Raw genomic sequence first — 25860 nt, 5'->3', positions numbered from 1 at the left:
GCGCGAAGGTCTCGACATCCCTGAATGTGGCCTGGTGGCCATTCTCGACGCCGACAAGGAGGGCTTCCTGCGCTCCGAAACCAGCCTCATCCAGACCATCGGCCGCGCCGCGCGCAACTCCGAAGGCCGGGTGATCATGTATGCCGACCGGATCACCGGCAGCATGGAACGCGCGATTGGCGAAACCACCCGGCGGCGGGAAAAGCAGGTGGCCTACAACACGGCGCATGGCATCACGCCCGAAACCATCCGCAAGAACGTCGATGACGTGCTCTCGGGCCTGTGGAAGGGCGACACCGATCAGGCCCGCATCACCGCCAAGGTCGACAAACCGATGGTCGGCAAGAACCTCGCCGCCCATCTGGATGCGCTGCGCCTGCAGATGCGCAAGGCCGCCGAAAACCTGGAGTTCGAAGAAGCCGCCCGCCTGCGCGACGAGGTGAAGCGGCTGGAGGCGGTAGAACTGGCCATCGCCGACGATCCCTTGGCCCGGCAGTCGGTGGTGGAAGAGGCGGTCGAGGAGGCGGTGAAGATGGCGGGGCGGAGTACAGGGGGGCGTCCGGGGCAAAGGGGTGGGAAGCGGAGCAACCGGGGGAGGTAGTCAGTGCTAAAGGATTTGAACTGGAAGGCACCCAAGCGACATCCATGGAGTCGTCCGCTGTACAGCGGAATGCCAAACCGCTTTGGCGACAGAGAACCAAATGGGATCTTTCTGGCACTAGGAAAGGCTGTTTCTGCTTGGGAAGGTGTCCATGTTGCCGCATCAAATTTGTACCGCGCTTTGTCATTTTGCGGCAACGAAGATGCGGACAATAATGCAACTTGGAGCTTCTCAGAAATCCAAAACGTTCACGAGAGGGCCAAGAAACTGCGAATACTCAGCGCAGAATTTTTTGCTAAAATCGAAAGAATTCAGTCACCTGACGCGCAAAGAACCAAGAAAGAAGTATCCCGCCACCTAACGGCATACGTTGAGTGGGCAGCGCGACGAAATGATCTCGCCCACGGGTATGTGACGCAGGCTTGGGGAGAAGACTATGCAGACAAGGCAGGCGAGGGAATGTCCGTCGAACACTACGCTCTTTGTCCCTCCCATGCCCGCCTACGCAAGTGGAACAACTCCGAACCAGAATACAACTACATCGCGATTGAAATTGAGGTGTTTGCAGAACATTTTCAGAGACTTGACGCTGCCTTCGAGGCTAGCGCAAGGAAGATTAATTTTCTCGCTGGGCGAAAGAATGAGTATATTGAGCACGCCGAAGATTTTCCTGGCGACACCGACTTATAGTGTCGTGCGAAAAGTCACCCCCCTCAGAACACCCCCGTCACCTCGTACATCACCGGCTCGAACACGCGGCTGAGGTCGTTGATCTTGCGGTTCCGCTCGCGCATTTCCGGGGTTCGCAGCATCGCCTGATAATCCTCGCGTCGTGGAGGTCCGGTCGCGCCCCGACTCCTCCACCGACCGCCCGTTCACCCCCCGATTCGCACCTCATGGTTAACGCCGCCTTCGTCTGCCGCGCGTGTAGACGCAAGGAAGACGCAGCGAAGACGAAAAGAAGACACCAAAAAACGCCGTAACCCCCTGAATTAACGATCAGAACGGCCACCCCTCAGAACACCCCCGTGACCTCGTACATCACCGGCTCGAACCCCCGGCACAGATCGTTGATCTTGCGGTTGCGCTCGCGCATCTCGGGCGTGCGCAGCATCGCCTGATAATCCTCGCGGGCGCGCCATTTGGAATAGTTGCAGATCCGCGTCCGCGCGTCGTTCATGTGCAGCCCCGCGCCCAGAAACCCCGGCTGGTGGCGGATGCAATCGCGATAGGCATCTTCCAGCGCCTCCATCAGATCAAATGCGGTGGCAGGGGTCATCTCGAAGGTGGTGATGACGGTTTGTCCTTGGAAATCCTTGACAATTTCTGGCATGTCGGCCTCCCTTTGACGGGGATAGCATGGCACAGAATCGGGGGATGGCGATGAAGTTTCTGGATCCCGACGATCCGTTCTTCGGCAAGACATGGGTGCGGGTGGTGACGGTGGCCGCCCCCTTCGCATGGTCGCTGGTCGAATTCTTCCGGATCGGCAGCCCAGGGTGGGGCATCATCTTCCTCGCCGCCGCCGCCTACGCCGCGTGGATGCTGTTTTTCAAAGGAAAATCAAAGGGCTAAGGTCGGTTCATCCAATCGGGCACCGGCAGACCCAGCGCCTCCGGATCGGCCAGATAGACCGCACCCAGGATCAGAACCCCCACCAGCAACACGGTGAAACCGATCTTCCAGATCGACCAAGGCCGCTCTCCCTGAACCTCCCCGGTCTGGCCGTTCACCAGAAACCGAAAGCTCTTGCCGTTGTACTTGTAGGCGGCCATCCAGACCGGCAGCAGGACATGCCTGAACGTCTCGTCCGAGTAGTCGGTTTCAACCCGATGCACCCGCTGCTCATCGCCCCCGATGTCATGGCGAACGTCCTGGTCAATGATTGCCGCCATCCGGTCCTTGGCTCGGGCATTACCATCTGACAGAGAAACCGTATAGCCCTCGGCCTGAAAGCCGGCCAGGTATTCGGGCGCATAAGCCTCAAGCGCATTCAGGTCCCACGGCGTCAATTCATTGCCAAGCCTTGGTGGCAGGCTGGTTGACGCCATCACCAGCAAGTCATTGAAATCCCGCGCAACCTGGCCCGAGGCGGGGTACCAGCGCGTATGGCGCACTTGTTCCTGCCGCTGCTGCATTCGGCCATCAACCCGGACCATGACGGTGCGGGTCTCGTAGTAATACTCGCCCCGTTCGCCGGAATAATCTGACCGGGTATCGGCATCAAAAGTCCAGAACGGCACGTAGATTCCGGTCATGGCACGACCCTTGCGGGCGTATTCCAGCAGCGTACCCGGCGCGAACCACAGGCTGCCCAGCCAACGGATCATCGCGGTTCGGGCCTGATCCTCGGTCAGAACGAACGGCAGCACTGCTTGCGGTTTGATCCGGCGTCGGCTGCCGGTGTCGACCACCACGGGCGAGGCACAGAACGGGCATTCCGTTGCATGGGTCGCGCCCGAAAGCTCCACCTGCGCACCGCAGTTAGGGCAGGATGTGGTGCGGACCTCGGCCATGACTGCCTCGGGAAGATCGTCCGAAAGGCCCCGCGCAAGGGGCAATTCCTGCAGTGCGCGCGAGCGCCGTTGCGGGCTGACCGGATTGATTGTTTGAACATGACCACAAAAGCTGCAGGTCAGTTCCGTCTGCCCCGGCGCATAGCGCAATTGCGCTCCGCATTGGGCGCAGGGCCAGCGGTGTTCTTCGGCAACTTGCATGATGGCGCGTCAGCCCTTTGGCGCTGGCGGCGGCACGGCATCCAGAAGGCGCGCGAGGTCGGTTTCGGCCGCCATCTTCCAGCCGTCCTGACCCGCTGTCCACACCATCGACGCCCGCGATAGTCTGCCAGCAGAAGCCATCGCTGCAAGGTCGCTTTCGGCAAACGGGCCGCTGGTCGCGCCGTTCTCTGCGACGTGCCAGAGCTTTGCTGCAGCGGTTGGCTGTGGCGCGGGCGGTGGCGTGGCACCGCCGGGCGCGCCCCCCCATGGACCCATGGACTGGGCCATCCCCATTCCCATCCCGGCCCCCATTCCGGCGCCCATCGCGGCCCCCATGGCCGACCCCGGCTGGCCCATGCCTTCGGCGGCGTTGAACTGCATGTACCGGTTCAGATCGCCCACCACCCCGATCGAGGTGCGCTTGTCCATCGCCTTTTCAACCTCTTCCGGCAGGCTGATGTTTTCAATGTAGAATTCCGGAATCGTCAGGCCATATTCACTGATCTTGGGGGCAATCGCATTGGCGATGATCTTGCCCAGATCAGCAGTGTTGGCGGCCATGTCCAGCACCGGAATGCCAGATTTCGCCAGCACCTGGCTCGCCTCTTGTACGATGATGTTGCGGATCTGGAAGCTGACCTCGTCCGAGGTGAACTCGCCATCCGTACCGACGATTTCCTTGATGAACAGACCGGGGTCCGACACCCGCATCGAGTAGGTGCCAAAGGCGCGCAGGCGGACCGGGCCAAACTCCGGGTCACGTGCCATGATCGGGTTCTTGGTACCCCATTTCTGGTCGTTGAACCGGGTGGTATTGACGAAATAGACCTCGGATTTGAACGGCGACGAAAAGCCGTGGTCCCAATGCTGCAGCGTGGTCAGGATCGGCATGTTATTGGTTTCAAGCTGGTAAAGACCGGGCTGGAACACATCCGCCAACTGGCCCTCATGGATGAAAACCGCCGCCTGACCTTCGCGAACCGTCAGTTTGGCCCCGTACTTTATGGCCTGATCGCGGCGGTCAAATCGCCAGACCATGGTGTCGCGGGTGTCATCCAGCCAAGAGATGACGTCGATGAATTCGCCTTTGAGGAAATCGAAAACCATGTGGTTTGCTCCGTTCAGAAAGGGGTCAACTGTCGCCACCGATCAACCGGGTGGCCAGGGCTTCGACAATCGGGCGGGCCTGGGTCAACGTCATGCCGGGGCGCAGTGACGGATCATACAGCATGCGCAACATCAATTCGTCCTGGTCCGTCAGCATTGCGAACTCCTCGTCGTCGTTGAAGATCGACGGGCGGGCGCGGGGGCTGTCATTGGCGAGCCCCAGACCTTGGGCGATTTCCTCGTGCAAGCAGGACAGGCGCAAAAGGTCCGGGTGTTCGGCGCGGATCACGGCAAACGCGCGGGTGTAGGCGCCGGAATTGCCTTCTGACAGCGCATAAACAAGGCAATAGGTGGATCGTGGCATAGCGGTAATGCCGGCAACGTCCGTGGCCGAAAGGTTCGGCAAAGCGGCTCTGATTTTCGGACCCAGCGCCTCACGCTCATCTTCGGAAACGATATAGATCCAGAAATTCGGGACCCCGTCGTCCACCCGCATCGAGTGGCCGGTGATTGCGGAAAGCCGGGCCAGATAGCTTGCAATCCTCGCCCGGTCGGTGGCCTGCTTGTCGAGGGGCACCGACGCGCCAAAGCGAATGCCCACAATGATCGGCACCTCCCAGCGGCGCAGCTTGCTGGCGGTTTCCTGCCGGACAAAAGCACCGCTTTCGCGGGCGTATTCGTCGAACAGAGCGACGCGGATGAAATTGTCGGCCAGCATGCGGTTGTCAAACGGCGTGTCTTTGCCACCACCATCCGTGCGCATGAGACCTTGCGACAGCAGCGCCGTCTGCACTTGGCCGTAATAGGCTCGCGCGGAGGCACTTTTGGGCGTGTCGGGCGCGGTGATCGGCGCGGGGGCCGGGTCTGGCATGTCAATCGGGGCGGGCATGTCACAGGCGGCGAGGGCTGCACATGCCGCCCCCGCGATAAACGTCTTCAAGATATGTGCCTGTGGCATCCGGTTGCCTGATCCTTATGCAGGGGTGGAGGGAGCGATCGTACGCGCGCGCGCAGCGGCCAGCGCGTCGCGCAGTTCTGCCTCCATCTTGACCAGTTCCAGCTCAGCATTGGCGCGGCGCAGCTTGCCTTCGTCTGCGATCGCCAGACTTTCGTTGATCGTGGCGATCAGCGTCGCGTTGGCGTTCTTCACTGTGTCGATGTCAAAGACGCCACGCTCCATCTCCTCGCGCACCACCTTGTTGGCAGATTGCAGGTTCTCGGCGTTGGCTTTCAGCAAGTCATTGGTCAGGTCGGACGCTTCGCGCACCGCAACGGCGGCTTCCTTTGACCGCTGGATCGTCACTGCCTGCGCCAGTTGGGTTTCCCACAGCGGCACCGTATTCACCAGCGTGGAGTTGATCTTGGTGACAAGGCTTTTGTCATTTTCCTGCACCAGACGGATCGACGGCAGCGATTGCATCGTGACCTGCCGCGTCAGTTTCAGGTCATGCACCCGACGCTCCAGGTCATCGCGCGCGGCGCGCATGTCACGCAGTTCCTGGGCGCGGATCACTTGATCCACCTCGGCAGCCGCCGCGACCGAAGCCTCTTTGGCAGGGATCGTGGTGCCATCCACTTCGGCCAATTTCGCGGTTCCGGCAGCGATGTACAGGCCCAGTTCGTTGTAGAAATCGAGGGTCTTTTCGTAAAGCATATCAAGGCTTTTGATGTCCTTCAGCAGCGTATGCTCGTGGGTCAGCAGTTCTTCGGTGATGCGGTCGATCTGGCCTTGCACCTCCTCGTATTGTGCCACGAATTCGGCAAAGGGCGCGGCGCGGCCTAGCAACTTTTCCCACCAGCTGGATTCGCGGCGCAGATCCAGTTCGTCCACCGCAAAGCCGCGGATCGTGGTCACGATCTTGCGCAAGCTGTCGCCGGCGGGGCCGACATCCTTGTTCTTTACATCTTGCAACATCGCCTGGCTGATGACCTGCAATTCCGATTGCGCACCAGACCCGAACGAAATGATCGATTGAGTGTTGGCCAGATCGACCTCCGCCATGCGCTTGCGGATCGCCTCGGCCTTGTCGGCGGGGGCGTCTTCCAAGGGCACGACCTCGCCCATTGGTTCAGGCAGGATCACTGCGGTGACCTTCTCGACTTCACTCAGCAGGGCGGCGGCGTTGGTTTGCACGGTGTCAGACATTGCGTCGGTCTCACTTTTACTGGGGCGATCAGAGGTCAAGCTTCAGCCGGTCGCGTAACACGGCGATTTCAACGTCAAGATCGGTACGGTTGTTGGACAAAAGTGCCTTGGTGCGGCTGGCAAACGTGGTTTCAAGATCGGTCAGCAGCGCTTCATAATCCGTGCGGGCCTGCGGGTCGCGGGTCTGGGCGTAATGGTCGGCGAACTTGATCGTCGCGTCGCGCGCGCCCATCAGATAGACCGACAGATACTTTCGCGCCGCCGTCAGATCACCAGGATCGCCTTCGACCGTGCGAAACAGCCCGCGCACGGCCGTGGCGAAACGGTCAACCCGGGCCTCCAACTGACGGTCACCAGCGCGCAGGATCGCGTCCTTCATCGCCACAAGGTGTTTTTCGCCTTCGTCCACCACACGGGCGACGCGGTCGATCTGAAACGTGTCGAGACCTTCCAGCCCCTTGTCCGCCATCGGGTCCAGCCCGAAGGATATCAGGTGCAACCCGGCCCCCACCAGCGCGAAAAACGCCGGGTAAGTCAGTCCCGGTTCGGCAATCATGCCCCCCACCGCAAGGGCGGCGCCGGTCAAAAGCGCCCCCGCAGCCTTGCGCGGAAAGGCCGGACGGCGGGCAATCTTGCGCGCGTTGAACGCAGCCTCGGCGTGCATCCCCTCGCGGGTCAGCCAGGCCCCAAGGATCAAAAGACCCCCGGCCCCCAAGCCCATCAGCATGTCGCGCGGACCGTCGCCAAAGGCCGGAAACAGAAACGCAAAAGCCGATAGGTACAGAACCGTTATGCGCCACATGCCCTTGGGCTTTGGAACCGCAAGAGGGCCGCTGGCAGCTTCTGTCTGGCCGGCAGTTGGGCTGAATTTGCCACCAAAACGCTGGGCCATCAGATGCCACCGGACCCTGCGACATAGAAGACCAGCGCGATCAACAGCAGAAAAGACAGGGTCCTGATCCCGGGTTCCGACATGCGCCGTCTCTCCTGGCTGCGTCTTCAGTACCAACTCTAACCGATGGTGCTGAACCTTGCCAGAGACGAGCATGGGGAATGCGCGGCATTGTTCCCGCTTGCCGCCGGGTCAGACCGGTTTCGCGTTCAGAGAACATGACTCGCCCACATGCCCGCTGCACTGCCTGACGTCCTCTATTCTAGTGGAAGTTTTTCATCCGGGTATTTCAGAGTTCATTCACGGCTTATGCAGGAATTGAGGCCAAGGCTCTCAGCCGCTGCCAAGACGGCGGGAAGGGGCGGCTTTCCAGGATGCAACGCGCCTGGTGCGCGCATGGCGGACCTGACGGTGACTTATCACCAGCCGAAGGCCAACACTCCGGTCGCCCGTGACCACCGGATCGATCTGACCGCGAGCAGCCGCAAGATCAGTGACAGCAACGGACCACCGCCGGGCGTTTCCTGCCGGACCACTTGGCGCGCTGGAAGCGAAAATCGGCCCGGCTGAGGTTCAGGTCCGGTTGAGGCTTACGGATTGCGCGGTTTGCGGGGGCTCGCCGACCGCGTTGCTGGTTTGCGCGCCGTGGGTTTTTGCGCAGTCGGCTTTTGTGCAGTGGCGGCATCGGGTTTGCCCGGACGGCGAGTTGCCTTCTGCCAGCTTTCCGACAGGGTTTTCAGCGCCTCGCCCGGCTTCAGCGGCTTTTTCGGCTTGAACGGCGTTTTGCCCGCCCCTGCTGCTTCATCTGCCTTGGGGGCGGCTTTCGGCGCGGGGCGCGGCTTGCGGGTCAGGACTTTGCCTTCCTCCTCCGACAGGCCAAGCTGGTCGCGCAGCACTTTGCCGCGTACTTCCTCCACGTCGCCGGGGTTCATATCGTTCAGCCGGAAGGGGCCGTATGACACTCGGATCAGCCGGTTCACCGTCACACCGATATGGTCCATCGCGCGGCGAATTTCGCGGTTGCGACCCTCGCGGATGCCAACCGTGAGCCAGGCATTGGCGCCCTGATGCCGGTCCAGCTTTACTTCCATCGGCTGAAAACGCTCTCCGTCGATGGTGATCCCGCGGCGCAGTGGCTCGAGGTCCGGGTCGGTCGGGTTGCCCTTCACTCGCACCCGGTATTTGCGCAGCCAGCCGGTTGATGGCAATTCCAGCCGCCGCTTCATCTCTCCATCGTTGGTCAGCAGCAGCAGGCCCTCGGAGTTCAGGTCCAGCCGCCCGATGGACATCACGCGCGGCATGTCTTCGGGCAGGTTGTCAAACACCGTGTCGCGGCCCTTTTCGTCGGAGGTGGAGGTGACCAGACCCTCGGGCTTGTAATACAGCCACAGGCGGGGCGGCTCGGGGGCGCCCACCGGTTCGCCGCGCACGGTGATCTTGTCGGTCGCCGTCACGTTCAGCGCGGGCGAGGTGATGGTCTTGCCATTCACCTGAACTTCGCCAAGTTCGATCAGCCGTTCCGCCTCGCGCCGCGATGACACGCCTGCACGGGACAGGACCTTTGCAATGCGTTCGCCTTCGGGTGCGGTGCTGGCCGGGCCCTTTGCCGCGGGCTTGGGCTTTTCTTTTCCGGCCATGAGCTTCATCCTGTGGCACGGGGTGGCCAACCCCGGTGGCTTTCCGCCCCCGGACCCCCGAGGATATTTGAGGACAGATGAAAGAGCAACGCGCCGAGACCGGCTTTCGGTCGTTCATGGACATTGCCCTCGAAGAAGCGCGGGCTGCGGGTGCGCGTGGCGAGGTTCCGGTGGGGGCGGTGATTGTGCTGGCGGGCCATGTAGTGGCGCGGTCAGGCAACCGGACGCGCGAGTTGCATGATCCGACCGCACATGCCGAGATGCTGGTGATCCGTGCAGCCTGTGCGAGCTTGGGTAGCGAACGGCTGGGCGGGCATGATCTGTATGTCACGCTGGAGCCCTGTCCGATGTGTGCCGCGGCGATATCCGCCGCCCGGCTTGCGCGGCTGTACTATGGCGCCGCAGACCCGAAAAGCGGTGGCGTAGCGGTAGGCGCGCGGGTCTTTGCACATCCGCAATGCCACCATGTGCCCGAGATTTATGATGGAATCGCAGCGCCCGAGGCTGAGGCCCTGCTAAAGACCTTCTTCGCGCTTCGGCGGGATTAGAAGCCGATCGGCACCAGAACCTCTGGTTCCACCAACTCGATCCCCGGCGGTAGCCCGGCACGCAGGACCGATGCGTCCTGTGCAAGGATTGGAAAGGTGCGATAGTGGCAGGGAATGACCGTGCGAAAGTTGAAATACTTGCGTGCGGCATAGGCGGCGCGGTCCATGTCCATCGTATAATGGCCGCCACAAGACAGGATACCGATGTCAGGCTGATGATATTCTGCCATCCAGCCCATGTCGGCCATGATGTCGGTATCGCCCGAGACATAGATCACATGGCCGTCGCCTGCGATCATGAATCCTGCGGCAGAGCCTGCGGGCAAGAGCGGGCCATCGCCAAAATCGATGCTGGCGGAATGGCTGGCGTTGACCATCGTCACCCGCGCCCCGCCCAGCGTGATGGTGCCGCCTTTGCCAAAGCCGATACTTTGCACGCCGCCTTGGGCGTTCAGCCATTCGGACACCTCGTGGATGCAGGCGATGGGAATGCCACATTCGGCGGCGATGGCGGTGGCGTCCGAAGCGTGGTCGCCATGCGCATGTGTCAGCAGCACATGGGTGGCCCCGGCCAGCGCTTCGGCACGGCGTGCAGCGGGAAACAGCGGATTGCCGTTCAGCCAGGGGTCGATCAGCAGGACTGCAGTCTCGATCTCGATGCGAAAGCCGGAATGGCCAAGCCAGATGATCTTCACGCGCGTCTCCTTTGGCCTATGTCTTGACAGGACAGTTGTGGTGCAGGGACGGGATGGCAATGCTGTTGCAGCCAATGGATGCCTATTGTGAGCGGACCTCTGCCGCCTATTGGGCCGAACCGGTCAATGCGCTGACAAATCTGGCCTTTGTGCTGGTAGCCCTGCTGATGTGGCGGCGCAGTGCTGGCCTGCCGGTGGCGCGGGGCCTGAGTATGGTCCTGGGCATTATCGGCGTTGGTTCGTTTCTTTTTCACACGCATGCGAATCGGGCGACGGCGATACTGGATGTGGCCCCGATCCTGGGCTTCATACTGATCTACGTCTTTGCAGCAACGAGGGATTTTCTGGGGCTGCGGGCATGGTGGCCATGGGCGGCCGTGATCGCGTTCTTTCCCTACGCGGCGCTGACCGTGCCGGTCTTCGCGTCCCTTTTGCCGATCGGGTCATCTGCCGGTTACGCGCCGATCCCGGTGCTGATCCTGGCCTATGCGCTGGCCCTGCGCCACCGCGCGCCTGCTACGGCCAAAGGAATGGCGCTGGGCGCGGTGATTCTGGTGGTCAGCCTGATTTTTCGCACGCTGGATGGGCCGCTGTGCCCGATTTGGCCCCTTGGCACCCATTTCATGTGGCATCTGCTGAATGCGGTGATGCTCGGGGTGATGATCGAGATCTATCGCCGCCATATGCTTGCAGGGCCGATGCAGCCCGGATAAACGGGGCCAAGTGATCGGAGAGCCCCATGGCCATTGATATCGACACCGCCCGCAAGGTGGCAAAACTGGCGCGCATTCGCGTGGAAGACAGCGATCTTCCGGCGCTGGCCGCAAAGCTTTCCGGCATCCTCGGGTTCATGGAACAGCTGAACGAGGTTGACGTGACCGGGGTGGAGCCGATGACCAGCGTCACACCCATGCGCCTGAAGCGCCGCGCCGATGTGGTGACCGATGGCAACCAGCAAGCGGCCGTCCTGAAGAACGCACCGGACGCGCGGGAGGGCTTTTTTGCGGTGCCGAAGGTGGTGGAATGAACGCGCCCGTGAGCGGACCGAACACCTGGACAATTGCGGCTGCACGCGATGCGCTGCGCAGGGGCGAGATCACGGCGGTTGATCTGACCATGTCGTGCCTGACCGCAATGGATGCGGGCGATGGCTTGAATGCCTTTGTTCACAAGACCCCGGAAATCGCGCTTGATCAGGCGCGTGCGGCGGATGCCCGGCTGGGCGCAGGCGATGCCCCGGCGATGTGCGGCATTCCTTTGGGGATCAAGGATTTGTTCTGCACCAAGGGCGTGCTGTCACAGGCCGGGTCGAACATTCTCAAGGGCTTTAAGCCGGAATACGAATCCACCGTGACGTCCAGGTTGTTTGCGGCCGGGGCCGTGATGCTTGGCAAGTTGAACATGGACGAGTTTGCCATGGGCTCGTCCAACGAAACGTCCTGCTACGGCAATGCGGTCAACCCATGGAAGGTGGACGTGCGGCTGCTGACACCGGGCGGATCCTCTGGCGGGTCGGCTTCGGCGGTGGCGGCGGATCTTTGTCTGGCGGCGACCGGCACCGATACCGGCGGATCGATCCGCCAGCCAGCGGCCTTTACCGGCATTGTCGGGATCAAGCCGACCTATGGCCGCGTCAGCCGTTGGGGAATTGTCGCCTTTGCGTCCAGTCTTGATCAGGCTGGGCCGATGACCAAGACCGTGCGCGATGCGGCGATCATGCTTGGCACAATGGCCGGCCATGACCCACTGGATTCCACCAGCGCCGATATCGCGGTGCCAGATTTCGAGGCCGCGCTGACCGGCGACATTCGGGGTCAGGTGATTGGCATTCCGCGCGAATACCGCATGGACGGGATGCCCGAAGAGATCGAGGCGCTGTGGCAACAGGGCATTGCGATGATGAAAGACGCGGGCGCAGAAATCCGCGATATCAGCCTGCCGCACACCAAATACGCGCTGCCGGCCTATTACGTCATCGCGCCGGCTGAGGCGTCTTCCAACCTCGCGCGTTATGACGGGGTGCGCTTTGGCCACCGCGCCACGCTGGCACAGGGCGACGGCATCACCGAGATGTACGAGAAAACCCGCGCCGAAGGGTTCGGCCCCGAGGTGCAGCGCCGGGTAATGGTGGGCACCTACGTGCTGTCTGCGGGCTTTTACGATGCCTATTACAACCGCGCGCGACGGGTGCGCGCCTTGATAAAGCGCGATTTCGACACCGTGTTCGCCCAAGGTGTGGATGCAATCCTGACACCGGCCACGCCGTCATCGGCCTTTGGCCTGGGCGAGATGTCGAATGCGGACCCGATCGAGATGTATCTGAACGACGTTTTCACTGTGACCGTGAACCTTGCAGGGCTGCCGGGCATTGCGGTTCCCATCGGTCTGGATCGCAAGGGCCTGCCGCTTGGCCTGCAGTTGATCGGGCGTCCTTGGGAGGAAGCGGGTCTCCTCAATCACGCCCATGTGCTGGAACGCGCTGCGGGCTTTGTGGCCAAAGCCGACAAATGGTGGTAAAGGGCGCGAAAAGCAGACCGTCGAGGCAGACATGATCAAAAAGTCCTATCGTCCCGGTGTTGGCATCCTGCTGACATCCCTGGCCATTTCAGCCTGCACCCCAACGGTGCCGGACTCGGGGGCGGGAGTCGGGTTTCAGGACTATAACTCCTACATCCGTGGTGCCCCTCCGGTACCAACTGGGCCGGTGGTCGTGCCTCCGCCGTCGGGCAGCTTTGATCCGGCTGCCGCAGCCGCAGCGATTGATCGCGCCGATGGCACGCAGCCGCCCGCCGTACCGCCCGTTGCCACCATTGGGTCGGATGTGGGCACTCAGCCTGTTGCCGACGGCGTGCGCCCGCGGGGCGGGGCACCTGCCGGGATCAAGGAAGAATCCGGGGAAATGGTGCATAATAACAGCGGCATCTCGGACGAGCAGGATTTCGCGGCCGTCTCCAGCCGTGAAACCATCGAAAGCGACAAGGAGCGGATCGCCCGGAACCGGTCGGAATATGTGGTCGTGCAACCGACCGACCTGCCGCAGCGGCCCGGCGCTACAGGACCGAACATCGTGGAATTCGCTCTGGCCACGACCCATGCGCCCGGCGTGCAGCTTTACCAGAGACGCAGCCTTGGCAAGCGCGACCCGGTCGCAGCCTGCGCCAAGTTCACCTCTCCCGACATCGCGCAGTCCGAATTCCTCGCCGCGGGCGGGCCGGAGCGTGACCGTCTGGGCGTCGACCCCGATGGCGACGGCTTCGCCTGCTCCTGGGATCCGCGTCCGTTCCGCACCGCGCTGCAGTGACCCTGACCCACCCCTCGCCCAATTTCGGCGAGCGGCGGGGTGGCCAGCGGCCAGAATTGGTGGTCATTCATTACACCGCGATGGACGGCTGTGCGGCAGCACTTGACCGCCTGTGCGACCCGACTGCCGAGGTTTCAGCGCATTACTTGATCGACACTGATGGCCGTGTGCTGAGCCTGGTCGATGAAGCAATGCGAGCCTGGCATGCGGGGCAGGGGTCTTGGGGTGGGCGCGGTGACGTGAACTCACGTTCGATCGGGGTCGAACTGGTGAACCGGGGGGCGGAGCCCTTTGCCGAGCCGCAGATCGCCGCGCTGGAGCGGCTGCTGGCTGATGTGCTGGCGCGCTGGGCGCTGTCGCCGCAGGCGGTTATCGGGCATTCCGACATGGCGCCTGGGCGCAAGGGCGATCCGGGGCCGAGGTTCGATTGGCGGAGGCTGGCCTTGCAGGGGCAGTCGGTCTGGCCCGAACCGGCGCCGCCCGGTAACTTCTTCGCCGACGTGCGGCATTTCGGTTATCCCGATCTGGTCCCCGAAGCGCTGCTGGCTGCGTTCCGGCTGCGCTTTCGCCCGTGGGCAAAAGGTCCGCTGGATGACACTGACGCCGCGCTGGCTGCCGATCTGGCGACCCGGTTCCCTGCTACCAACTCAACCGGCGGCGCTTGATCTAAGCCCGTCAAACCGCTGCCGTGCGGTCTCGATCGCGTCGAGGTTCGCTTCGGCCCAGAACCAAACGCCGCAGAACGCTTCGCCGAGGCCATGGCCGAGCGCCGTCAGGGCATATTCAACCTTTGGCGGCACCACGGGGTAAACCGTCCGCGTGACCAGCCCGTCGCGTTCCATCTGACGCAGGGTCTGGGTCAGCATCTTCTGGCTGATGCCTGGAACCGCTTCGGCCACACGGGTGAAGCGCAAGGTGCCACCTGCGGCCAGCGCCTCGAGGATCAACATCGTCCACTTGTCGGCGACGCGACCGATCAGGTCATTCACCAGCGCCTCGACCCGCGGATCGGACGAAGAGCCGGTGACTTGGCAAACAAGTTCGGCGGTCATGGGAGCACTCTCTTTCAGGTGAGTATAAATCTTTTGGGTGCCTTCTTTCCCATCGTAAGCGATTTGCTAGATGCTGCAAGGAGAGACAGGCATCATCAAGAAGGGACCGACCATGGACACGACAGGCAACACGATTCTGATCACGGGCGGCGCGTCTGGCATCGGCCTTGCTTTGGCCGAGGCATTTCTGGCGGTGGGAAACGAGGTCATCATCGCCGGGCGGAGGCAGTCGGCGCTGGATGCGGCGGTTGCGGCACATCCGGGCTTGGCCGCCTATGTCCTGGACGTCGAAGACGCTGCGGCCATAACGGCCTTTGCGACACGGATCACCCAAGCGCATCCGGCCCTGAACGTGCTGATCAACAACGCCGGCATCATGCGGGCGGAAAATCTGGCCGCCGAAAGCGTCGCGACTGTCGATGCCGAAGCCACCATTGCGACCAACCTCCTCGGTCCGATCCGGTTGACCGCCGCTTTGTTGCCGCAGCTTCGGGCGCGGGAAAAGGCAGCGGTCATCAACGTCACATCCGGCCTTGCCTTCATGCCGCTGGCGATCACGCCGACCTACTCGGCCACCAAGGCGGCACTGCATTCCTATACCCAGTCGCTGCGCCACCAGTTGCGCGGCGCGGTGGTCGAGGTGCTGGAATTGGCGCCACCAATGGTGCAGACCGAGCTGATGCCGGGGCAGGCGACCAACCCGATGGGCATGCCGCTGGCCGACTACATCTCCGAAGTCATGGGTCTGCTGGCCCGCACGCCGACACCGCCCGAAATCTGTGTGGAGCGCGTGCAATTCCTGCGGCGGGCCGAGGCGGATGGTACCGATGCGCATGTGTTCGGCATGCTCAACCCGGCCTAGAGGCGATGACGGCGGCTGCCACGGATTGACGCGGGGCCCGTCAGGGCTTACCCCGTCCCTTGCGCGGATGGCTGGATGACCGCGGGGCGCAAGCTTCGAGGAAAGTCCGGACTCCAGAAGGCAAGGGTGCCGGGTAATCCCCGGCGGGGGCAACCCCAGGGAAAGCGCCACAGAGAAGAGACTACCCCTGTCGTTTGAGAAGGTTCGCCTTCTGCAAGACAGGGGAAAAGGTGAAACGGTGGGGTAAGAGCCCACCGCGGACCGGGCAACCGGGACGGCAAGGCAAGCCCCACCCGGAGCAATGCCAAATAGGGGCCTCGCGCGGGGCTGGTCCAGGCGTAAGCCCGGATACCGCCGCAGGGATGCACTCGCCCGAGAGGCCCGGGTTGGCAGCTTGACCGCCGTGGTAACACGGTTGGCAGAGGAATGGTCATCCATGGCGGGCAACCGCCGGGACAAAATCCGGCTTACAGGCCATCCGCGCAACTTTCGCCCATTGTCTCGATCAAACGGCTGTGGTTCCCTTCGCGAGCATCGGGGTCACGGCGCGCATCTTGGGCAGGAAAACGTGGATGGCAAAGCCTAGGAAAGTCATTGTCGCCTGCATGCGGAACGAGGCGCTTTTTGTGGTCGAATGGCTCGCGCATCATCTGGCATCGGGGTTCAATCGCATCATCGTCTATACCAACGACTGCGATGATGGCACCGACACGATCCTTGGGTTGCTTTCCCAGACCCGCTGGGTGCAGCACTTTGATAACCCCGGCCCCTATGAATTTGGCGGCACGATCCAGCGCCATGCCTTGCACCGCGCCTATCTGCTGCCGCAAGTTCACAACGCAGGTTGGGTCTTGCACATTGATGCCGACGAATACCTCAACGTGACGATCGGCATGCGCAGCGTTGATGATCTGATCGGACTTCATCCCGATGCTGACGCCATCGCGATCATGTGGCGCCACTTCGGGTCGGCGGGCAAAGCTACCTGGGACGGCGCTTCAATCATCGAAAGCTTCACCCGCTGCGAAGGCACATTGCCCGATGTGGCTAAGGGGCAGCTGGCGAACTTCAAGACCCTGTTCCAGCCACGAAAATTCGGCGCGATGTCGATCCATTCGCCAAAGTATCCGCGCCCGGGAGTGTTGCCGAAAGTTGTAAACACTGCCGGGGTCGACATGCCTGTCGCGAAACTTTTTTCGCATACCGGGTCTGGCTACGCGGTGGAGCAGCATCAGGTCACTTGGCTGAACGCTTGTTTGCATCATCACCACGTGAAATCCGACGACCTGCACATCTTGAAACACTCTCGGGGCGACGCCAATGGGCGCAACAACGCCAAGCGGGTGATCGGAAGCGACTTCTACCTCCATGCAAACCGCAATGAAGCCGAGTCCAAGTCGCTTGTGGCCCTGCGCCGCAGGATAAGGCGGTGGGAACAAAGGCTGCGCTCAGTCCCCGGCGTGATCGAGGCAGAGGCCGCTGCATGGTCTTGGTTTCGCGCGCGGTTTCCGGTCCCAGACGCCACTGCGGAAGAACGGTCTGCGTAGATGCCAAGCTCCCGCAGCTTTTGGGTGCTTTGCTGTTGACTCCGCCCCCACCATGCGTAAAAGGCGGACTTCAGGATTTTCGCAGGGGGCCGTGGTTTCCCTGACGCAGGAGAAACGAAAATGGCAAAACCGGCGACCATCAAGATCCGCCTGAACTCGACGGCGGGCACCGGGCACTTCTATGTGACCAAGAAGAACGCCCGCACCATGACCGAAAAGATGGTCGTGAAGAAGTACGATCCCGTCAAGCGGGAGCATGTGGAATACAAGGAAGGCAAGATCAAGTAAGATCTGCGCCAGCTTGCATTGTTTGGGCCGCACCTTCGGGGGCGGCCTTTTGCATTGGAGATGTCCCTTGCAGCGCGGGTTGAGCCTTGGCAGCCCCGGTTCGGGGAAGAGCACTCTCGCCCGCGCGCTTTCGGCCACTGGTGTTGCTGGCGGACTATCTGCAGCGCGCGCATGTCTGGCAGGCCTGCCCGCGTGCTGACCGGCACTCGTCTTGTTTTGGATCAAGCCAGGATCTGAAAGACCGTGCGAACGGTCGCCTTGCAAGAGGTGCCGGCAATGGAACGCAATCACTACGAAGAACATTTCGTCGCGCGGATCGGCTGGCTGCGCGCCGCCGTCCTCGGGGCAAATGACGGCATTGTCTCAACCGCATCGCTGATTGTCGGCGTCGCTGCCGCATCGGGGCGGGCCGAGGTGCTGATCGCCGGGGCCGCCGGACTGGCCGCCGGGGCCTTGTCGATGGCGGCGGGCGAGTATGTCTCGGTCAGCTCGCAGGCCGATACCGAACGGGCCGACATCGCGCGCGAAACGGCCGAGATCAGCGCCGATCCGGCGGAAGAAGAACGCGCCCTCGCCGGCATCTACGAGCGGCGCGGCGTCCCGCCTGACCTTGCGGCAAAGGTGGCTGCAGCCTTGCACAAGACCGATGCGCTGGGCGCGCACATCCGCGACGAGCTTGGCATTTCCGAGCATACCGAGGCGCGTCCGCTGGTCGCGGCCATGGCCTCTGCGCTGATGTTTTCGCTGGGGGCCGCATTGCCATTGGCCACCGCGGCCTTGGTGCCTGAGGCGGCGATCAGCCTGTGGGTCACGGCACTGTCGCTGTTGTTTCTGGCGGTGCTGGGGGCCGTCGGGGCAAAGGCTGGCGGCGCCCCCATCCTGCGGGCGGTGTTCCGGGTTACCTTCTGGGGTGCGATTGCAATGGCGGTCACAGCGCTGGTCGGCAAGCTTTTGGGCGCGGTCGTATAGCGGACACCCCTTTTCTTTTTCGGTCGGCATGCCAATTTCCCGATCATGGATCAGATCGTCACCATCCGTCGCGCGGTTCCTGCAGATCTTTCTGCGGTCGATCAGTTGCTGTCGCGCAGCTATCCAAAGCTTCTGGCGGCCGACTATCCGCCATCGATCATGGTTTTGGCCATTCCGATCATCTCGCGCGCCCGCCCGGAACTGTTGGCCTCCGGGCGTTACTTTCTGGCTGAAGACGGGGCAGGGCGGGTGCTGGCCTGCGGTGGCTGGAGCACTGGTCGGCCCGATGGCAGGGGTCCAGCTGATCGCACCGGGCAGGTGCGCCACGTGGCCACTGACCCGGATATGGCCCGCCGCGGCATCGGACGTGCGCTGATGACCGGGGTCATGCAGGACGCCGCCGCCTTTGGCCTGCGCTGGCTTGAGTGTCAGGCCACGCTTACGGCGGTGCCATTCTATACGGCTATGGGCTTTCGCGCACTTCACCCGATCCAAGTGCCACTAGGCCCCGGCATCGTCTTTCCTGCGGTCAGGATGATCGCCGACCTGTCGTTGATCTAACGCGCCACAATGGAAAAGGGCCGGTCTTTCGACCGGCCCTTGCCCTATCCTTCAAACCACGTGGCTTATTCGCGGTTGCCCATGAACTGCAGCAGGAACATGAACATGTTGATGAAGTCGAGATACAGGTTCAGCGCCCCCATGATCGCCGACTTTGCCAGCCATTCCTGGTCCATCGCCTGCGCATGCGCAATGTAGTCGTTCTTAATCTTCTGCGTGTCATAAGCAGTCAGACCCGCAAAGATCAGCAGGCCGATGGCCGAGATCGCGAAGGCCAGCGCCGACGACGCAAGGAAGATGTTCACCACCATCGCGACGAGAAGGCCGATCAGGCCCATCATCAGGAAGGTGCCCATGGCCGAAAGGTCACGCTTGGTGACGTAGCCATAAAGCGACAGGCCCGCAAAGGCGATCGAGGTGATCAGGAAGGTCTGCGCGATCGATACGCCGGTGAAGACCTTGAAGATCCAGGCCAGTGACAGGCCCATCACAGCCGCGAAGGTGTAGAAGAACAGCTGCGCTCCGGCCGCCGACAGCTTGTTGATCATCGCACCAAAGGCGAAGATCATCGCCAGTGGGGCAAACATGATCACCCAGCCAAAGATCGTCATCCCGCCCTCGGGCGTCCGCAGAAAGTTCAGCAGGTCCGAGGTGCCGACACCCCAAGCCACGCCTGCCGTCACCAGCATTGCCACGGACATCAGCCCGTAGACCTTGTTCATGTGGGCGCGAAGCCCTTCGTCAATTGCCGCGCGGGCGCCTACGCCGACCGTGCGGATTGTATCATATTCAGCCATGTGAAGCCTCCGATGTTGTCCCTAAGGGCAACGCCGGGATGCCGGCGTGACCACATGCCCACAATATCGGAAGCCGCGCCGTCGATTTCAAGCGTTTCCGTCAGAAAACACTCGCCCAGGCTGATGGTTTTTTCACTCACTGTTTCCAGTGGCTCGGCACATCCCAGATCGGCTTTTCCAGATCGGCGTCGATCTGTTCGCGGGTCACGCCGATATCGTGCAACAAGTGGTCATCAAGCCGCGCCAGATCGCGCCGTTGACGGCTGTAGGCAACCACGCGTGCAGCCCAGAGGCCGATGTGGTGTAGCCTGCCCAGCAGGCCGGAAGGCGTGGGCGAAGCGATCGTGCTACGAGACGGGGCGTACATGCTGTGTCCTTTCGAGTATCATCAAGGGCCTTCATATTTTTGACTGGCATCATCAAATGTCTTGATACTTCTGTGCGACTCGTGTGTATTTGTAAAACGAATGATAGTTACGGCCAGCATCAAGGAATGTGATATGCCCCGCAATCTTGACGTGACCGCGCTCCGGTCCTTCATCGCAGTGGCCGACGCGGGTGGGGTGACCCGCGCTTCGGGCTTTCTGAACCTCACGCAGTCGGCGGTGTCGATGCAGATCAAGCGACTGGAAGAATCGCTTGATGTTGTTCTTTTGGATCGCACGGCCCGCAAGGTGGCGCTGACCCCGACGGGGGAGCTGCTGCTCGGCTACGCCCGCCGCATTCTGGCGCTGAACGACGAAGCGTTCCAGCGGCTGACCACCGACGTGCACGAGGGCGAGATCGTGCTGGGTGTGCCGCATGACATTGTCTATCCGGCGATCCCGCTGGTGCTGCAACGCTTCGCCCGCGAATACCCCAAGATGAAGGTGACGCTGCTGTCGTCCTACACCACGGCGTTGAGGGACAAGTTCGATCGCGGCGAGTGCGACGTCATTCTGACCACCGAACCCAACAGCGAAACCGGAAGCGAAACGCTGGCTGAACTGCCGCTGGTCTGGTTTGGGGCAACAGACGGGGTGGCATGGAAATCCCGGCCGCTGAAGCTCGCGTTCGAGCCTGTCTGCGGGTTTCGCAAAATGGCATTGACCGCGCTGGATGCTGCCGGCATCCCCTGGGTCATGGCGGTGGAAAGCGATTCAACCCGCACCATCGAGGCAACGGTCTCGGCCGATCTTGCGGTGAATGCAATTTTGGCGGGTTCTGAGCCACCGAACGTCGAACCGGTGCAACACGGGGGCACCCTGCCTGACCTTGGCTGGATGAAGGTGAATCTCTATGTCGGTAGAACCAGCAGTAGCCCGACAGTCGACGCCTTGGCGGAACTGATCCGGCGGGTTTACGCAGGTGGTCGGTTCCGGTCGGCAGCGACCGCCCTTCTGGACGCCGCCGAATAGGGTCAGATCGTCGCATCCGGGGCGGTGACGGCAATCACAACCTTGCCGCTTGCTGTGCGCTGGCGAAGCTGATCCAGCCCCTCCACCAGGTTCTCGAACGGCAGAACATGTGACACATGCGGGCGCAGGTCACCGTCGACATACCAGTTCAGCAAGGTTGCCATGCTGTCGGCCACCAACTGCGGCGCATGATCCTGATACCCGCCATACCAGAATCCGGTTACTGTCAGGTTCTTGACCAGCAGCAGATTGGCGGGAACCTGCGGCACCTGGCCTGAGGCAAAGCCGATGGCCAGCAGCCGCCCATCCGGCTTGCAGGCCCGCAGTGCTGCGTCAAAGGCCGGACCGCCCACTGCATCATACACAACATCAACGCCACCCAAGTCCCGCAGTGCCTCTTTCAGATCGGGGGCGTCACTGTCGATCAGGATATCTGCCCCTGCCGCACGCGCGATGCCAAGCTTGTCCGCCCCTCGCGCCGATGCGATGACCCGCGCACCCATCCGTTTGCCGATGGCAACCGCCGTCAGCCCGACCCCACCCGCCGCGCCGGTAACAAACAGCGTTTCGCCGGGCTGCAGCCGGGCCTTATGCGCAAGCGCCAGATGCGAGGTGCCGAAAGCAATCTGAAACGCAGCCCCGTCCACCATGCTCATCGCATCCGGCATCTGCGCCAGTCGGGCAATGGGCATACACAAATACTCCGCCAACGCCCCGGTCCCGCAAACCCCGATGACCCGACTTCCGACTGCAGGGCCATTGGTATCCGGCCCCAGACCTTCGACCCATCCCGAGAATTCCATACCCGGCACGAACGGCAGCACTGGCCTGTTCTGGTACCTCCCCTCTGCCATAAGCAGATCCGCAAAATTCAGTCCCGCCGCTGCCACCCGCACAAGTGCTTCGCCGTGGCGAGGCGTCGGTTGTTCGATGCGTGCAAGGATAGGGGCCGCTCCCAGTGAAGTCATTTGCCACGCGCGCATGGGTACCCCTTGAATTTGACCCTGAATGTCCAATTGTACTCCGCATTTTCTGCCTTGTGGACAGTCCGGACGCAATCGTCCGATTGTATAATCGCAATTTGCAACGATCGCGCATATTTGTCGCAAAATGAAAAGCTAAATGAGATTCCCGTTTAAGGCGACTAGTGACACACATAGGGGTCCCTTAGGTGTTAACCTAAACAACCGCACCGCGACTTCCACAACTGTATAATTGGGCATATCCAAATGGACAGGTTTTGCGGGGGATTCAGTTTTTTCTTTCCGCGCGTGCGATCGACTGATTTTTGGCACGAAAATTGCTTATACTTTATTGAGGGCACTACTGAAGTATTGGAGTAAAGAATGAAGCACCCTGTTGATGCACACGTGGGAAAAAGGATCCGTCATCGTCGTTGGATGGTGGGTATGACGCAACAACAACTCGCTGACAAGGTTGGGATCAAGTTCCAGCAAATCCAGAAATATGAAACCGGCATGAACCGGGTCAGCGCCTCGCGGCTGTGGGATGTCGCGGATTCTCTCGGCGTGTCGATCTCGTTCTTTTTCGAAGGCCTGAGCGAAAGCCAGGCGGCAGGCATCCTCGCGCAGGGCGACATGATGGCGGACAAGGAAGCACTCGAACTGGTGCGCTCCTATTATGCGATCCCTGAGGCGCAGCGCCGCCGGCTTTTCGATCTTGCACGGGTGCTTTCCGAAGCAGCTTAGTCGCCCCTCCCGCTTGACCTGATCTCTCCGAGCGTTTAGCGCCCGGAGAGAGGGCCTTGTGCGCCCCTGGTCAGGACAAGGCGGAAGGCAGCGATGCGGGTGACAAATGCGGTAGCAGCGGATCTGATAGCCGTGGCGAATGAGTTGGCGAATGTGGCAAGGGAAGCCACATTAGCCCATTTCAGAAGCTCGGACTTGTCCGCAGAAACCAAGGAAATTCAACGGTTTGACCCGGTCACTGTGGCCGATCGCCTGTCCGAGCAACGGATGCGCGAAGTCTTGGCAAGGCGGCGACCCGACGACGGTATCCTTGGCGAAGAATATGGGCCAGTTGCCGGGACGTCTGGCCTGACTTGGGTCCTGGACCCGATTGACGGCACGCGAGGCTATCTGTCCGGCACCCCCACTTGGGGGGTGCTCATTTCGGTTCGTGACGCCGCTGGCCCGATCTATGGCATCATCGACCAACCCTACATCCGCGAACGGTTTGAGGGTGGCTTGGGTCTGGCGCAGGTCATCGGTCCCATGGGCCAGTCCGCCCTTGCCACACGGCCCGCCCGGCCGCTGGCCGAGGCTATCCTGTTCACCACCTTCCCCGAAGTTGGGACCGCGGGCGAAGGTGCCGCCTTCCGCCGCGTGGCAGCAAAGGCCAAACTCGTCCGGTATGGAATGGACTGCTATGCCTACGCGCTCATCGCCGCCGGGCAGATCGATCTGGTCATTGAGGCCGGTCTGCAAGCCTATGACGTGCAGGCCCCGATCGCGGTGATCGAAGCCGCTGGCGGACTGGTGACGGATTGGCAGGGCCGCCCCTGTCATGACGGCGGCCAAGTTCTGGCAGCCGCCAATCCGGTGATCCATGGCGAGGCACTTCGGCTCCTCAATGGTTAATTCAATTTCGCGCAGAAGTTGATTGCCGGTCAGCGCAGCCTCGGTTTATCTTGATGTAGCGGAACCCGAGTCCTTCTCCCTTCTGTCGGCCGCCCGGTGATGAACCGAAGGGTGCTTAAGGGAGCACCATGTCCGAAATTCTCATCCGAAATGCGCAAACCATCGTCACGATGGACGCATCCCGCCGTGAAATCACTGCTGCAGATGTGTTGATTCGCGGCGGCGTGATCGCTGCAGTGGGGCAGGACTTGCACGCCCCACAGGCCGAGGTCGTCGATGCGCAGGGTTGCGTCGTCACCCCCGGCCTCGTCAACACACACCATCACCTGTACCAGAGCCTCACTCGGGCGGTACCGGGCGGACAGGACGCGCTGCTGTTTGGCTGGCTGAAAACGCTCTACCCGATCTGGGCCCGCTTTGGCCCCGAGGAAATGTTCGTATCTGCCCAGATCGGGCTGGCGGAACTGGCCTTGTCGGGCTGCACGCTGACCTCAGACCACCTATACCTCTACCCAAACGGCGCGCGGCTTGAAGACACCATCCATGCGGCCGCCGATCTGGGCCTGCGTTTTCACCCGACACGCGGCGCGATGAGCATTGGCCAAAGTGCTGGCGGTCTCCCTCCGGACAGCTTGGTTGAAAGGGAACCGGCGATTCTTGAGGATATGATCCGCGTGGTCGACGCCTTCCATGATCCCAGCGAAGGGTCGATATGCCGCGTTGGCCTTGCCCCTTGTTCGCCGTTCTCCGTCAGCCGCGATCTGATGCGCGAAACCGCGCTTCTGGCGCGGGACAAGGGGGTGATGCTGCATACCCATCTGGCCGAGAATGACGAAGACATTGCCTATTCCCTCGCGCAGTTCGGTTGTCGTCCGGGGCAATATGCCGAGGATCTGGGCTGGACCGGGGCAGATGTCTGGCACGCGCATTGTGTAAAGCTGAATAGTTCGGAAATAGCGCTGTTCGCGCGGTCGTTCACCGGGATTTCGCATTGCCCATGTTCGAATTGTCGTTTGGGGTCTGGCATCGCCCCGGTGCGCGCAATGCGCGACGCAGGCGCCAAAGTCGCGCTTGGCGTTGACGGATCTGCCTCGAATGATGCAGGAAATCTGATCGCTGAAGCCCGGATGGCCCTGCTGCTACAGCGCGTGGATCGTGGGGCCAATGCCATGTCGGCCCGCGAGATTCTGGAGATCGCGACACTAGGCGGTGCGCAGGTCCTTGGCCGCGGTGATGTCGGCTCGCTCGAGGTTGGAAAGCGCGCCGACATCGCCGTGTGGGACATGCGCGGCATCGAGGCGGCGGGCGCGTGGGATCCGGTGGCAGCCCTTATCCTGTGCGGTCCAACCCGGGTACGCGACCTTTTCGTCGAGGGCCGGCAGGTCGTCAGGGATGGCCACATTGCCACGATCGATTTGTCGCGCGCAATTGAACGGCAGCGCGCGCTGGCGTTGCGCCTTGCGATTTAAGGTGCGGAATTCCGGTCCTTTCCTCAGTGCAAATTTGGCGGCATGGTCCAGTAAAACAAACACAGGAACAACAGATGCGCGCGTTTGCCCTTGGCCTTTGCCTTCTTGCTGCCCCCGCCGCAGCCGACACCCTGTCTGAGGCCACCGGAAACTGGGCGGGAGCGTCCAATCAGGGGTTCTACTTCCGTGCCGCCCTGTCCTTCGAGGGTGAGGCCGCGCAATTGAAAATCTGGAACGATCTGGGCGGCATCCCGGCCGCGAATAGCGGCGTTCAGTTCGACAACGGCAAGATCATGTTGATGGCCTACGCCACTGATGGCTTTCCCCGGCTGGAGGTTCTGGACACCGGCAGCGGCAGCATTCTGCAGGTGGTGAACGAATTTGCCGATGAAGAGTATGCGGGCCGGTCAGTTGTTCAGATCCAATACATCGACAACCAGTTCACCGTCATTGGCTACTACCACCGCGACCTGCGCTACTTTGATCAGAAGCCCTATGAATGTGAGGTTGACCTGCGTAACGGAAAGGTCACCGTGAACGGCGTGACGTCTGACCTGCCGCCGATGGATTTTGAAGCGCAGAATGCTTCGGAGTGGACCTATTCGGCGGCGTTTGATCGGGGATATTGCCCGCAAGACGACTGAGCGGGGGTAGTGGCACTGCGGGCTGCCTTG

The 25860-nt window shown here is 61.8% G+C and carries 32 protein-coding genes, 1 other RNA gene and 1 pseudogene; 21 read left to right on the top strand and 13 right to left on the bottom strand.

The window, feature by feature from the left end:
* Both RMO18_RS05350 and RMO18_RS05345 read left to right on the top strand, forming a co-directional pair.
* On the top strand, positions 1-601 hold a 601-nt coding region (locus tag RMO18_RS05350), incomplete at its 5' end, for a UvrB/UvrC motif-containing protein (protein ID WP_309664382.1).
* A gap of 3 nt (positions 602-604) precedes the next feature.
* A complete protein-coding gene (locus RMO18_RS05345) occupies positions 605-1291 on the top strand; it encodes a hypothetical protein (RefSeq protein WP_309664381.1) in 687 nt (228 codons plus the stop codon).
* 23 nt (positions 1292-1314) lie between these two features.
* On the opposite strand, the pseudogene RMO18_RS05340 reads toward RMO18_RS05345, so the two are convergent.
* Both RMO18_RS05340 and RMO18_RS05335 read right to left on the bottom strand, forming a co-directional pair.
* Positions 1315-1434: pseudogene (locus RMO18_RS05340) on the bottom strand (antibiotic biosynthesis monooxygenase); the annotation flags it as partial.
* A 182-nt stretch (positions 1435-1616) separates the two neighbouring features.
* Complete coding sequence (locus RMO18_RS05335; protein WP_309664380.1) at positions 1617-1934, bottom strand: antibiotic biosynthesis monooxygenase family protein; 318 nt, start codon at positions 1932-1934, stop codon at positions 1617-1619.
* A gap of 26 nt (positions 1935-1960) precedes the next feature.
* Here RMO18_RS05335 and RMO18_RS05330 point away from each other — a divergent pair, with 26 nt between their 5' ends.
* A complete protein-coding gene (locus RMO18_RS05330; protein ID WP_309664378.1) occupies positions 1961-2176 on the top strand; it encodes a hypothetical protein in 216 nt (71 codons plus the stop codon).
* Here the strand turns inward: RMO18_RS05330 and RMO18_RS05325 are convergent.
* The 5 genes from RMO18_RS05325 to RMO18_RS05305 are packed head-to-tail and all read right to left on the bottom strand — an operon-like array spanning position 2173 to position 7463.
* A complete protein-coding gene (locus tag RMO18_RS05325) occupies positions 2173-3318 on the bottom strand; it encodes a primosomal protein N' (replication factor Y) - superfamily II helicase (protein WP_309664377.1) in 1146 nt (381 codons plus the stop codon). The two genes, RMO18_RS05330 and RMO18_RS05325, sit on opposite strands and share 4 nt — an antisense overlap.
* Positions 3319-3327: 9 nt before the next feature.
* Positions 3328-4425: an SPFH domain-containing protein gene (locus RMO18_RS05320; protein ID WP_309664376.1), complete on the bottom strand. Its 1098-nt coding sequence runs from the start codon at positions 4423-4425 to the stop codon at positions 3328-3330.
* A gap of 25 nt (positions 4426-4450) precedes the next feature.
* Entirely contained in the window at positions 4451-5383 is a 933-nt protein-coding gene (locus tag RMO18_RS05315; protein WP_405054011.1) for a DUF2927 domain-containing protein, read from the bottom strand.
* 15 nt (positions 5384-5398) lie between these two features.
* Positions 5399-6571, bottom strand: coding sequence for a toxic anion resistance protein (locus RMO18_RS05310; protein WP_309664373.1), 1173 nt, complete (start codon positions 6569-6571; stop codon positions 5399-5401).
* A gap of 28 nt (positions 6572-6599) precedes the next feature.
* On the bottom strand, positions 6600-7463 hold the full coding sequence (locus tag RMO18_RS05305) for a 5-bromo-4-chloroindolyl phosphate hydrolysis family protein (RefSeq protein ID WP_309664372.1): 864 nt from the start codon (positions 7461-7463) through the stop codon (positions 6600-6602).
* Positions 7464-7859: 396 nt separating this feature from the next.
* On the opposite strand from RMO18_RS05305, the gene RMO18_RS05300 reads away from it, so the two are divergent.
* Complete coding sequence (locus RMO18_RS05300) at positions 7860-8033, top strand: hypothetical protein (protein ID WP_309664371.1); 174 nt, start codon at positions 7860-7862, stop codon at positions 8031-8033.
* 20 nt (positions 8034-8053) lie between these two features.
* Here RMO18_RS05300 and RMO18_RS05295 read toward each other — a convergent pair whose 3' ends face one another.
* Positions 8054-9100, bottom strand: a complete 1047-nt coding sequence (locus tag RMO18_RS05295; protein WP_309664369.1) for a pseudouridine synthase — start codon at positions 9098-9100, stop codon at positions 8054-8056.
* 77 nt (positions 9101-9177) lie between these two features.
* Here RMO18_RS05295 and RMO18_RS05290 point away from each other — a divergent pair, with 77 nt between their 5' ends.
* The gene (locus RMO18_RS05290) at positions 9178-9648 is read left to right on the top strand and encodes a nucleoside deaminase (protein WP_309664368.1); all 471 of its coding nucleotides are present in this window, start codon (positions 9178-9180) and stop codon (positions 9646-9648) included.
* Here the strand turns inward: RMO18_RS05290 and RMO18_RS05285 are convergent.
* Complete coding sequence (locus tag RMO18_RS05285; RefSeq protein ID WP_309664367.1) at positions 9645-10343, bottom strand: metal-dependent hydrolase; 699 nt, start codon at positions 10341-10343, stop codon at positions 9645-9647. The genes RMO18_RS05290 and RMO18_RS05285 overlap by 4 nt on opposite strands.
* A 59-nt stretch (positions 10344-10402) precedes the next feature.
* Here RMO18_RS05285 and RMO18_RS05280 point away from each other — a divergent pair, with 59 nt between their 5' ends.
* Genes RMO18_RS05280 through RMO18_RS05260 form a run of 5 tightly spaced genes read left to right on the top strand, consistent with a single transcriptional unit; the run spans position 10403 to position 14309 of the window.
* A complete protein-coding gene (locus RMO18_RS05280) occupies positions 10403-11056 on the top strand; it encodes a ceramidase domain-containing protein (protein ID WP_309664366.1) in 654 nt (217 codons plus the stop codon).
* A 26-nt stretch (positions 11057-11082) separates the two neighbouring features.
* The gene (gene gatC / locus RMO18_RS05275) at positions 11083-11370 is read left to right on the top strand and encodes an Asp-tRNA(Asn)/Glu-tRNA(Gln) amidotransferase subunit GatC (RefSeq protein ID WP_309664365.1); all 288 of its coding nucleotides are present in this window, start codon (positions 11083-11085) and stop codon (positions 11368-11370) included.
* Positions 11367-12860, top strand: a complete 1494-nt coding sequence (gene gatA / locus RMO18_RS05270) for an Asp-tRNA(Asn)/Glu-tRNA(Gln) amidotransferase subunit GatA (protein WP_309664364.1) — start codon at positions 11367-11369, stop codon at positions 12858-12860. The genes gatC and gatA overlap by 4 nt, the downstream gene beginning before the upstream one ends.
* Before the next feature lie 31 nt (positions 12861-12891).
* Complete coding sequence (locus RMO18_RS05265; protein WP_309664363.1) at positions 12892-13644, top strand: hypothetical protein; 753 nt, start codon at positions 12892-12894, stop codon at positions 13642-13644.
* Positions 13641-14309 carry an N-acetylmuramoyl-L-alanine amidase gene (locus RMO18_RS05260; protein WP_309664362.1) on the top strand — a complete coding sequence of 223 codons (669 nt, stop codon included), beginning with the start codon at positions 13641-13643 and terminating at the stop codon, positions 14307-14309. The genes RMO18_RS05265 and RMO18_RS05260 overlap by 4 nt, the downstream gene beginning before the upstream one ends.
* Here RMO18_RS05260 and RMO18_RS05255 read toward each other — a convergent pair.
* A complete protein-coding gene (locus RMO18_RS05255) occupies positions 14292-14696 on the bottom strand; it encodes a helix-turn-helix domain-containing protein (RefSeq protein WP_309664361.1) in 405 nt (134 codons plus the stop codon). The two genes, RMO18_RS05260 and RMO18_RS05255, sit on opposite strands and share 18 nt — an antisense overlap.
* Before the next feature lie 112 nt (positions 14697-14808).
* On the opposite strand from RMO18_RS05255, the gene RMO18_RS05250 reads away from it, so the two are divergent.
* The 6 genes from RMO18_RS05250 to RMO18_RS05225 all read left to right on the top strand — a co-directional run bounded on the left by RMO18_RS05250 (position 14809) and on the right by RMO18_RS05225 (position 18923).
* Positions 14809-15558 (top strand): SDR family oxidoreductase, encoded by a 750-nt coding sequence (locus RMO18_RS05250; protein WP_309664360.1) that lies wholly within the window; start codon positions 14809-14811, stop codon positions 15556-15558.
* A gap of 63 nt (positions 15559-15621) precedes the next feature.
* Positions 15622-16044, top strand: an RNA gene (gene rnpB, locus RMO18_RS05245) — RNase P RNA component class A.
* 86 nt (positions 16045-16130) lie between these two features.
* Entirely contained in the window at positions 16131-17105 is a 975-nt protein-coding gene (locus RMO18_RS05240) for a glycosyltransferase family 2 protein (protein ID WP_309664359.1), read from the top strand.
* Positions 17106-17225: 120 nt separating this feature from the next.
* Positions 17226-17393, top strand: coding sequence for a 50S ribosomal protein L33 (rpmG, locus tag RMO18_RS05235; RefSeq protein WP_008027883.1), 168 nt, complete (start codon positions 17226-17228; stop codon positions 17391-17393).
* 276 nt (positions 17394-17669) lie between these two features.
* Positions 17670-18362 carry a VIT family protein gene (locus RMO18_RS05230; RefSeq protein WP_309664358.1) on the top strand — a complete coding sequence of 231 codons (693 nt, stop codon included), beginning with the start codon at positions 17670-17672 and terminating at the stop codon, positions 18360-18362.
* A gap of 45 nt (positions 18363-18407) precedes the next feature.
* The gene (locus RMO18_RS05225) at positions 18408-18923 is read left to right on the top strand and encodes a GNAT family N-acetyltransferase (RefSeq protein ID WP_309664357.1); all 516 of its coding nucleotides are present in this window, start codon (positions 18408-18410) and stop codon (positions 18921-18923) included.
* 65 nt (positions 18924-18988) lie between these two features.
* Here RMO18_RS05225 and RMO18_RS05220 read toward each other — a convergent pair whose 3' ends face one another.
* Entirely contained in the window at positions 18989-19720 is a 732-nt protein-coding gene (locus RMO18_RS05220) for a Bax inhibitor-1/YccA family protein (protein ID WP_309664356.1), read from the bottom strand.
* Positions 19721-19856: 136 nt separating this feature from the next.
* The gene (locus RMO18_RS05215) at positions 19857-20087 is read right to left on the bottom strand and encodes a DUF1127 domain-containing protein (RefSeq protein WP_309664355.1); all 231 of its coding nucleotides are present in this window, start codon (positions 20085-20087) and stop codon (positions 19857-19859) included.
* Between the two features lie 133 nt (positions 20088-20220).
* Between RMO18_RS05215 and RMO18_RS05210 the strand changes: the two genes are divergently transcribed.
* Complete coding sequence (locus tag RMO18_RS05210; protein WP_309664354.1) at positions 20221-21117, top strand: LysR family transcriptional regulator; 897 nt, start codon at positions 20221-20223, stop codon at positions 21115-21117.
* A gap of 2 nt (positions 21118-21119) precedes the next feature.
* Here RMO18_RS05210 and RMO18_RS05205 read toward each other — a convergent pair whose 3' ends face one another.
* Positions 21120-22100, bottom strand: coding sequence for an NADPH:quinone oxidoreductase family protein (locus RMO18_RS05205; RefSeq protein ID WP_309664353.1), 981 nt, complete (start codon positions 22098-22100; stop codon positions 21120-21122).
* 363 nt (positions 22101-22463) lie between these two features.
* On the opposite strand from RMO18_RS05205, the gene RMO18_RS05200 reads away from it, so the two are divergent.
* The 4 genes from RMO18_RS05200 (at position 22464) to RMO18_RS05185 (ending at position 25830) form a co-directional block, all read left to right on the top strand.
* Complete coding sequence (locus RMO18_RS05200; RefSeq protein ID WP_309664352.1) at positions 22464-22826, top strand: helix-turn-helix transcriptional regulator; 363 nt, start codon at positions 22464-22466, stop codon at positions 22824-22826.
* Between the two features lie 93 nt (positions 22827-22919).
* Positions 22920-23717: an inositol monophosphatase family protein gene (locus RMO18_RS05195; RefSeq protein ID WP_309664351.1), complete on the top strand. Its 798-nt coding sequence runs from the start codon at positions 22920-22922 to the stop codon at positions 23715-23717.
* 128 nt (positions 23718-23845) lie between these two features.
* The gene (locus RMO18_RS05190) at positions 23846-25186 is read left to right on the top strand and encodes an 8-oxoguanine deaminase (RefSeq protein WP_309664350.1); all 1341 of its coding nucleotides are present in this window, start codon (positions 23846-23848) and stop codon (positions 25184-25186) included.
* A gap of 74 nt (positions 25187-25260) precedes the next feature.
* A complete protein-coding gene (locus RMO18_RS05185) occupies positions 25261-25830 on the top strand; it encodes a hypothetical protein (RefSeq protein WP_309664349.1) in 570 nt (189 codons plus the stop codon).
* Positions 25831-25860 lie beyond the last annotated feature (30 nt).

The organism is Tabrizicola sp., assembly GCF_031377265.1.
Classification (GTDB): Bacteria; Pseudomonadota; Alphaproteobacteria; order Rhodobacterales; family Rhodobacteraceae; genus JAUYQR01.
The sequence above is the reverse complement of the archived record's forward strand: the minus strand, read 5'-3'. Positions and strand labels throughout refer to the sequence as shown.

What these genes read in the sequence shown, in the direction of transcription:
- RMO18_RS05335 (WP_309664380.1), bottom strand. Translation starts at nt 1,934, where the DNA reads ATGCCAGAAATTGTCAAGGATTTCCAAGGACAAACCGTCATCACCACC.
- RMO18_RS05330 (WP_309664378.1), top strand. Translation starts at nt 1,961, where the DNA reads ATGGCACAGAATCGGGGGATGGCGATGAAGTTTCTGGATCCCGACGAT.
- RMO18_RS05325 (WP_309664377.1), bottom strand. Translation starts at nt 3,318, where the DNA reads ATGCAAGTTGCCGAAGAACACCGCTGGCCCTGCGCCCAATGCGGAGCG.
- RMO18_RS05320 (WP_309664376.1), bottom strand. Translation starts at nt 4,425, where the DNA reads ATGGTTTTCGATTTCCTCAAAGGCGAATTCATCGACGTCATCTCTTGG.
- RMO18_RS05315 (WP_405054011.1), bottom strand. Translation starts at nt 5,383, where the DNA reads ATGCCACAGGCACATATCTTGAAGACGTTTATCGCGGGGGCGGCATGT.
- RMO18_RS05310 (WP_309664373.1), bottom strand. Translation starts at nt 6,571, where the DNA reads ATGTCTGACACCGTGCAAACCAACGCCGCCGCCCTGCTGAGTGAAGTC.
- RMO18_RS05305 (WP_309664372.1), bottom strand. Translation starts at nt 7,463, where the DNA reads ATGGCCCAGCGTTTTGGTGGCAAATTCAGCCCAACTGCCGGCCAGACA.
- RMO18_RS05300 (WP_309664371.1), top strand. Translation starts at nt 7,860, where the DNA reads ATGGCGGACCTGACGGTGACTTATCACCAGCCGAAGGCCAACACTCCG.
- RMO18_RS05295 (WP_309664369.1), bottom strand. Translation starts at nt 9,100, where the DNA reads ATGGCCGGAAAAGAAAAGCCCAAGCCCGCGGCAAAGGGCCCGGCCAGC.
- RMO18_RS05290 (WP_309664368.1), top strand. Translation starts at nt 9,178, where the DNA reads ATGAAAGAGCAACGCGCCGAGACCGGCTTTCGGTCGTTCATGGACATT.
- RMO18_RS05280 (WP_309664366.1), top strand. Translation starts at nt 10,403, where the DNA reads ATGCTGTTGCAGCCAATGGATGCCTATTGTGAGCGGACCTCTGCCGCC.
- gatC (WP_309664365.1), top strand. Translation starts at nt 11,083, where the DNA reads ATGGCCATTGATATCGACACCGCCCGCAAGGTGGCAAAACTGGCGCGC.
- gatA (WP_309664364.1), top strand. Translation starts at nt 11,367, where the DNA reads ATGAACGCGCCCGTGAGCGGACCGAACACCTGGACAATTGCGGCTGCA.
- RMO18_RS05265 (WP_309664363.1), top strand. Translation starts at nt 12,892, where the DNA reads ATGATCAAAAAGTCCTATCGTCCCGGTGTTGGCATCCTGCTGACATCC.
- RMO18_RS05255 (WP_309664361.1), bottom strand. Translation starts at nt 14,696, where the DNA reads ATGACCGCCGAACTTGTTTGCCAAGTCACCGGCTCTTCGTCCGATCCG.
- RMO18_RS05250 (WP_309664360.1), top strand. Translation starts at nt 14,809, where the DNA reads ATGGACACGACAGGCAACACGATTCTGATCACGGGCGGCGCGTCTGGC.
- RMO18_RS05240 (WP_309664359.1), top strand. Translation starts at nt 16,131, where the DNA reads ATGGCAAAGCCTAGGAAAGTCATTGTCGCCTGCATGCGGAACGAGGCG.
- rpmG (WP_008027883.1), top strand. Translation starts at nt 17,226, where the DNA reads ATGGCAAAACCGGCGACCATCAAGATCCGCCTGAACTCGACGGCGGGC.
- RMO18_RS05230 (WP_309664358.1), top strand. Translation starts at nt 17,670, where the DNA reads ATGGAACGCAATCACTACGAAGAACATTTCGTCGCGCGGATCGGCTGG.
- RMO18_RS05225 (WP_309664357.1), top strand. Translation starts at nt 18,408, where the DNA reads ATGGATCAGATCGTCACCATCCGTCGCGCGGTTCCTGCAGATCTTTCT.
- RMO18_RS05220 (WP_309664356.1), bottom strand. Translation starts at nt 19,720, where the DNA reads ATGGCTGAATATGATACAATCCGCACGGTCGGCGTAGGCGCCCGCGCG.
- RMO18_RS05215 (WP_309664355.1), bottom strand. Translation starts at nt 20,087, where the DNA reads ATGTACGCCCCGTCTCGTAGCACGATCGCTTCGCCCACGCCTTCCGGC.
- RMO18_RS05210 (WP_309664354.1), top strand. Translation starts at nt 20,221, where the DNA reads ATGCCCCGCAATCTTGACGTGACCGCGCTCCGGTCCTTCATCGCAGTG.
- RMO18_RS05205 (WP_309664353.1), bottom strand. Translation starts at nt 22,100, where the DNA reads ATGCGCGCGTGGCAAATGACTTCACTGGGAGCGGCCCCTATCCTTGCA.
- RMO18_RS05200 (WP_309664352.1), top strand. Translation starts at nt 22,464, where the DNA reads ATGAAGCACCCTGTTGATGCACACGTGGGAAAAAGGATCCGTCATCGT.
- RMO18_RS05195 (WP_309664351.1), top strand. Translation starts at nt 22,920, where the DNA reads ATGCGGGTGACAAATGCGGTAGCAGCGGATCTGATAGCCGTGGCGAAT.
- RMO18_RS05190 (WP_309664350.1), top strand. Translation starts at nt 23,846, where the DNA reads ATGTCCGAAATTCTCATCCGAAATGCGCAAACCATCGTCACGATGGAC.
- RMO18_RS05185 (WP_309664349.1), top strand. Translation starts at nt 25,261, where the DNA reads ATGCGCGCGTTTGCCCTTGGCCTTTGCCTTCTTGCTGCCCCCGCCGCA.